Below are 6,470 nucleotides of genomic sequence, written 5' to 3'. Positions count from 1 at the left end.
GCTGCTGAATATCCGTTATTACCACAAATCGAAGAACATCATGTATTTAAGATTCCAACAGATTTACTAAAACACATGATTCGTCAAACAGTATTTGCAGTTTCAAGTTCTGAAACAAGACCGATCTTGACAGGTGTAAACTGGAAGGTATATAACAGCGAGCTAACTTGCATTGCAACAGATAGTCACAGGCTAGCACTTCGTAAAGCGAAAATCGAAGGGTATAATATTGCCGATGAATTTCAAGCGAATGTCGTTATTCCTGGTAAGAGCTTAAGTGAATTAAGTAAAATTCTAGATGAATCTGAAGAAATGGTAGATATCGTTATTACGGAGTATCAAGTATTATTCCGTACAAAACATTTATTATTCTTCTCAAGATTGTTAGAAGGTAATTATCCAGATACAACGCGTTTAATTCCAGCCGAGAGTAAGACTGATATTTTTGTAAATACGAAAGAATTTTTACAAGCAATTGATCGTGCGTCGCTATTAGCAAGAGATGGTCGTAACAACGTTGTTAAATTATCAACATTAGAACAACAGATGTTAGAGATTTCTTCGAATGCACCAGAAATCGGAAAAGTAGTAGAAGAGGTTCAATGTGAAAATGTAGATGGAGAAGAATTAAAAATATCTTTTAGTGCAAAATATATGATGGACGCATTAAAAGCTTTAGATAGTACAGAAATTAAAGTTAGTTTTACTGGAGCGATGAGACCGTTTTTAATTCGCACAGCGAATGATGATTCCATCATTCAATTAATTTTACCGGTACGTACTTACTAAGTAAGGGTTGAGGGTTGCTAGTGTAAAGGTACTAGTGACCCTTATTTGATTTGTAGGGTATTACTTTCCTAATGCTAGTTTATTTAGTACAATGAAAGAATGAACACTTTCAGAAAGTGAGCGATTTTATGAAACTTATTAAGATTTCAACAGAATACATTACACTAGGACAATTTTTAAAGTTAGCTGATGTAATTGATACAGGCGGCGCTGTAAAATGGTTCTTACAAGAATATGAAGTATACGTGAATCAAGAACTTGAAAATAGAAGAGGCCGAAAGTTATATGCAAATGATATTGTTGAAATTCCGGGAAGCGGAACTTTCCAAGTTCAATCATAAAGGGGGATCCCTTTGTTTATTACAGAAATACAATTAAAAAACTATCGCAATTATGAGCATTTAGAGCTTTCCTTTGAGGATAAAGTCAATGTAATTATTGGTGAAAATGCGCAAGGGAAAACGAATCTAATGGAAGCTATTTATGTATTGGCGATGGCGAAATCCCATAGAACTTCGAACGATCGTGAACTCATTCGTTGGGATGAGGATTATGGTAATATAAAAGGTAGATTACAAAGGCGAAATAGTTCTTTATCCTTAGAATTAAATATTTCAAAAAAAGGTAAAAAGGCAAAGTTGAATCAGTTAGAACAACAAAAATTAAGCCAGTACATTGGTGAAATGAACGTTGTTATGTTTGCCCCAGAAGATTTAAATCTTGTAAAAGGAAGCCCTCAAGTACGAAGACGCTTTTTAGATATGGAACTTGGACAAATAGCTCCGGTCTATTTGTATGAATTAAGCCAATATCAAAAGGTACTCACGCAACGAAATCATTTACTTAAGAAGATGCAAGGAAATAGTAAAAATGAGGAAACGATGTTGGATGTATTTACACTTCAGCTTATTGAGCATGGTGCGAAAATTTTGCGGAAACGTTTTGAGTTTTTGCATTTACTACAAGAATGGGCTGCTCCAATCCATCGCGGGATTAGCAGGGGATTAGAGGAGTTAGAAATCGTTTATAAACCAAGTGTAGATGTATCAGAATCAATGGATTTGTCGAAAATAAAAGAAGTATACTATGAAAGTTTTCAATCTGTGAAACAACGTGAAATTTTTCGGGGTACAACTTTACTCGGTCCTCATCGTGATGATTTACAATTCTTCGTTAATGGTAAAAATGTTCAAGTCTTTGGTTCACAAGGACAACAGCGAACAACCGCACTATCCCTAAAATTGGCTGAAATTGAATTGATATACTCAGAGGTTAAGGAATATCCGATCCTTTTACTAGATGATGTATTATCAGAATTAGATGATTATCGTCAATCGCATCTGCTAAACACAATTCAGGGAAAAGTGCAAACATTTGTGACAACGACGAGTGTCGACGGAATTGAACACGAAACATTGAAAGAAGCGAAAACAATTCATGTAACGAACGGCACGGTAGATTGTGAAATAGACAGAAAATAATTTCTGTTTAAATGGAAAAGTAGGTGATCTTTGTGTCAATGGAACAAAAGCAAATGCAGGAAAATGCATATGATGAAAGTCAAATTCAGGTGTTAGAAGGACTGGAAGCGGTTCGTAAGCGTCCTGGTATGTATATCGGTTCTACAAGTGGAAAAGGTCTTCATCACCTCGTATGGGAAATAGTTGATAACAGTATTGACGAAGCTTTAGCGGGATATTGTGATGAAATTAATGTCAGTATTGAAGAAGATAATAGTATTGTTGTAACAGATGATGGTCGTGGTATCCCAGTTGGTATTCAAGAGAAAATGGGACGTCCTGCTGTAGAGGTTATTATGACGGTACTTCATGCTGGAGGGAAATTTGGCGGTGGCGGTTATAAAGTTTCTGGTGGTTTGCACGGAGTAGGTGCATCTGTTGTAAATGCTTTATCAACAGAATTAGAGGTATTTGTACATCGAGATGGAGAAATACACTATCAAAAATATGAACGTGGTATCCCGTCTGCGGATTTAAAGGTAATAGGTGAAACAGACCGTACAGGAACAATAACACGTTTTAAGCCCGATCCAGAGATTTTCCAAGAGACAACAGAATATGAATTTGATACATTAGCTACCCGTATGCGTGAGCTAGCGTTTTTAAATCGTAATATTAAATTAACAATTGAAGATAAGCGTGAACATAAGCAAAAGAAAGAGTTCCATTACGAAGGTGGAATTAAATCTTATGTGGAACATTTAAATCGTTCAAAACAACCGATTCATGAAGAACCTGTATATGTTGAGGGTTCAAAAGATGGGATTCAGGTTGAGGTCGCTCTTCAATATAACGAAGGCTATACAAATCATATTTATTCATTTACAAATAATATTCATACGTATGAAGGCGGTACACATGAGGTAGGTTTTAAGACTGCTCTAACACGTGTAATTAACGATTATGGTCGTAAAAATAACATTTTAAAAGATGCGGATAGTAATTTAACTGGTGAAGATGTTCGTGAAGGTTTAACAGCAATCGTGTCAATTAAGCATCCAAATCCACAATTTGAAGGACAAACGAAGACGAAACTTGGAAATAGTGAAGCGAGAACGATTACAGAGTCTGTATTCTCAGAGGCGTTTGAAAAGTTCTTACTAGAAAACCCCAATGTTGCACGTAAAATTATAGATAAAGGGACTATGGCAGCACGTGCACGTGTAGCGGCTAAAAAAGCTCGTGAACTAACGCGCCGAAAGAGTGCTCTAGAAGTTTCAAGTTTACCAGGGAAGCTAGCTGATTGTTCTTCTAAAGATCCAGCAATCAGTGAAATTTATATCGTAGAGGGTGACTCTGCCGGCGGATCTGCGAAACAAGGGCGTGACCGTCATTTTCAAGCAATTTTACCACTTAAAGGTAAAATTATTAATGTTGAAAAGGCGCGATTAGATAAAATTTTATCTAATGATGAAGTGCGTACAATTATTACAGCAATCGGTACAAATATTGGTGGGGATTTCGATATTGAGAAGGCTCGTTATCATAAAGTAATTATTATGACAGATGCCGACGTGGATGGTGCACATATTCGTACCCTATTATTAACGTTCTTCTATCGTTATATGCGTCAAATAATTGAGTGTGGTTATATATATATCGCGCAGCCACCGTTGTTTAAAGTACAACAAGGTAAAAAAATTCAATATGCTTACAATAATAAAGAACTTGAAAAAATACTAGCTGAATTACCAGTTCAACCTAAGCCTGGGATTCAGCGTTATAAAGGTCTAGGGGAAATGAATCCAACTCAGCTGTGGGAGACGACGATGGATCCAGAAGTACGTTCGTTACTTCAAGTTTCCCTTCAAGATGCGATTGAAGCGGATGAAACATTTGAAATTTTAATGGGTGATAAAGTAGAGCCGCGTCGTAACTTTATCCAAGAAAATGCAAAATACGTGAAAAACCTTGATATTTAAGTGAGTAATGACAGGAATCCAAGTATTCCTGTCTTCTACATATAAATCAATGTATGTGTAACGGAAATGTAAGAGGAGGTGCTCGTTGATGTCAGACAATCAACAACAAGCACGAATTCGAGAAATTAATATTAGTCATGAAATGCGTACCTCATTTTTAGATTACGCAATGAGTGTTATCGTGTCTCGTGCATTACCAGATGTTCGTGATGGATTAAAACCAGTTCATCGTAGGGTTTTATATGCGATGAATGATTTAGGAATTACAGCTGATAAAGCATATAAGAAGTCGGCGCGTATTGTCGGCGAAGTAATTGGTAAGTATCACCCGCACGGTGATTCAGCTGTTTATGAAACAATGGTACGTATGGCGCAAGATTTTAGTCAACGTTACATGCTTGTTGATGGACATGGTAATTTCGGTTCTGTTGATGGAGATTCAGCGGCAGCAATGCGTTATACAGAAGCAAGAATGTCTAAGATTTCTATGGAATTAATACGCGATATTACAAAGAATACAATTGATTATCAAGATAACTATGATGGTTCTGAAAGAGAACCAGTTGTATTACCAGCGCGTTTCCCTAACTTATTAGTCAATGGTACGACGGGTATTGCGGTTGGTATGGCAACAAACATTCCACCGCATCAACTTGGAGAAGTAATTGACGGTGTGTTGGCATTAAGTCATAACCCTGATATCACTATCGCGGAATTAATGGAATATATTCCTGGACCAGACTTCCCAACATCAGGTTTAATCTTAGGAAGAAGCGGGATTCGAAGAGCTTACGAGACAGGCCGTGGTTCTATTATAATTCGTGCTAAAGTTGAAATTGAAGAGAGAGCCAACGGTAAACAATCTATTATTGTAACTGAGCTACCTTATCAAGTTAACAAGGCACGTTTAATTGAAAAAATTGCAGAATTAGTTCGTGATAAGAAAATTGAAGGTATTACAGATTTACGTGATGAATCGGATCGAAATGGTATGCGCATTGTTATGGAAGTACGTCGCGATGCAAATGCAAATGTACTATTAAATAATCTTTATAAACATACAGCACTTCAAACAAGTTTCGGTATTAACATGTTGTCTCTTGTAAATGGAGAGCCACAAGTTCTAAATTTAAAACAAAATTTATATTATTATTTAGAGCACCAGAAGGTCGTGATCCGCAGACGTACTGCTTATGAGTTAGAGAAAGCAGAAGCGCGCGCTCATATTTTAGAAGGATTACGAATCGCTTTAGATCATCTTGATGAAGTTATTACGTTAATCCGTAGTTCAAAAACAGCTGATATTGCAAAACAAGGTTTAATGGAACGATTCGGCTTAAGTGAGAAACAAGCACAGGCAATTTTAGATATGCGTCTGCAACGCTTAACTGGATTAGAACGTGAAAAAATCGAACAAGAATATCAAGACTTAATGAAGCTGATTGCAGAGCTAAAAGCAATTTTAGCAGATGAAGAGAAGGTTCTTGAGATCATTCGTGAGGAATTAACGGAGGTCAAAGAACGTTTTAATGATAAGAGAAGAACAGAAATTACAATTGGCGGTATGGAAGCTATAGAGGATGAAGATTTAATCCCAGAACAAAATATCGCAATTACACTTACTCATAATGGTTATATTAAGAGGTTACCGGCTTCTACGTACAAAACACAGAACCGTGGGGGACGTGGTGTACAAGGAATGGGTACGAATGATGATGACTTTGTTGAACATTTATTAACAACGTCTACTCATGATCATATTTTATTCTTCACAAACAAGGGTAAAGTATACCGTACAAAAGGATATGAAATTCCAGAGTATAGTCGTACGGCAAAAGGCATACCAATTATTAATCTATTAGGGGTAGATAAGGGTGAGTGGATCAACGCTATTATTCCAATTCGTGAATTTGGTGACGACCAGTTCTTATTCTTTACAACGAAACAAGGTATTTCTAAGAGAACGCCGCTCTCATCATTTGGAAATATACGTACGAACGGTTTAATTGCAATTTCGCTTCGTGAAGAAGATGAATTAATTTCTGTACGTTTAACATCTGGTGATAAAGATATTATCGTAGGGACAAGCAACGGTATGTTAATTCGCTTCAATGAACAGGATGTACGTTCTATGGGCCGTAATGCAGCTGGTGTAAAAGCTATTACACTAGGCGAAGAGGACCAAGTAGTAGGTATGGAAATTGTTGAAGAGGATACGAATGTCTTAATCGTAACGAAG

Annotated in this window: 5 protein-coding genes (1 of these 5 cut by a window edge); all 5 read left to right on the top strand. The window is 36.7% G+C overall.

Translation table 11 applies throughout. From position 1 onward, the window contains the following. Positions 1-789: DNA polymerase III subunit beta (dnaN, locus tag QCI75_RS26800; protein ID WP_353761467.1), on the top strand; the 789-nt coding region annotated here is incomplete at its 5' end. Positions 790-917: 128 nt separating this feature from the next. Further along, a complete protein-coding gene (gene yaaA / locus QCI75_RS26795) occupies positions 918-1,130 on the top strand; it encodes a S4 domain-containing protein YaaA (protein ID WP_025146931.1) in 213 nt (70 codons plus the stop codon). 12 nt (positions 1,131-1,142) lie between these two features. After that, positions 1,143-2,270, top strand: coding sequence for a DNA replication/repair protein RecF (gene recF / locus QCI75_RS26790; RefSeq protein WP_070145764.1), 1,128 nt, complete (start codon positions 1,143-1,145; stop codon positions 2,268-2,270). 38 nt (positions 2,271-2,308) lie between these two features. Then, a complete protein-coding gene (gene gyrB / locus QCI75_RS26785) occupies positions 2,309-4,231 on the top strand; it encodes a DNA topoisomerase (ATP-hydrolyzing) subunit B (RefSeq protein ID WP_353761466.1) in 1,923 nt (640 codons plus the stop codon). An 88-nt stretch (positions 4,232-4,319) separates the two neighbouring features. After that, a protein-coding gene (gene gyrA, locus QCI75_RS26780; protein ID WP_144506039.1) for a DNA gyrase subunit A crosses the window boundary here: on the top strand, positions 4,320-6,470 show its 5' portion. It continues 321 nt past the right edge of the window; the window shows 2,151 of its 2,472 coding nt (coding positions 1-2,151); the start codon lies at positions 4,320-4,322; its stop codon lies beyond the right edge, outside the window.

Source organism: Bacillus cereus group sp. RP43, assembly GCF_040459645.1.
Lineage (GTDB): Bacteria > Bacillota > Bacilli > Bacillales > Bacillaceae_G > Bacillus_A > Bacillus_A mycoides_C.
This window is presented reverse-complemented; position numbering and strand designations above follow the sequence as displayed.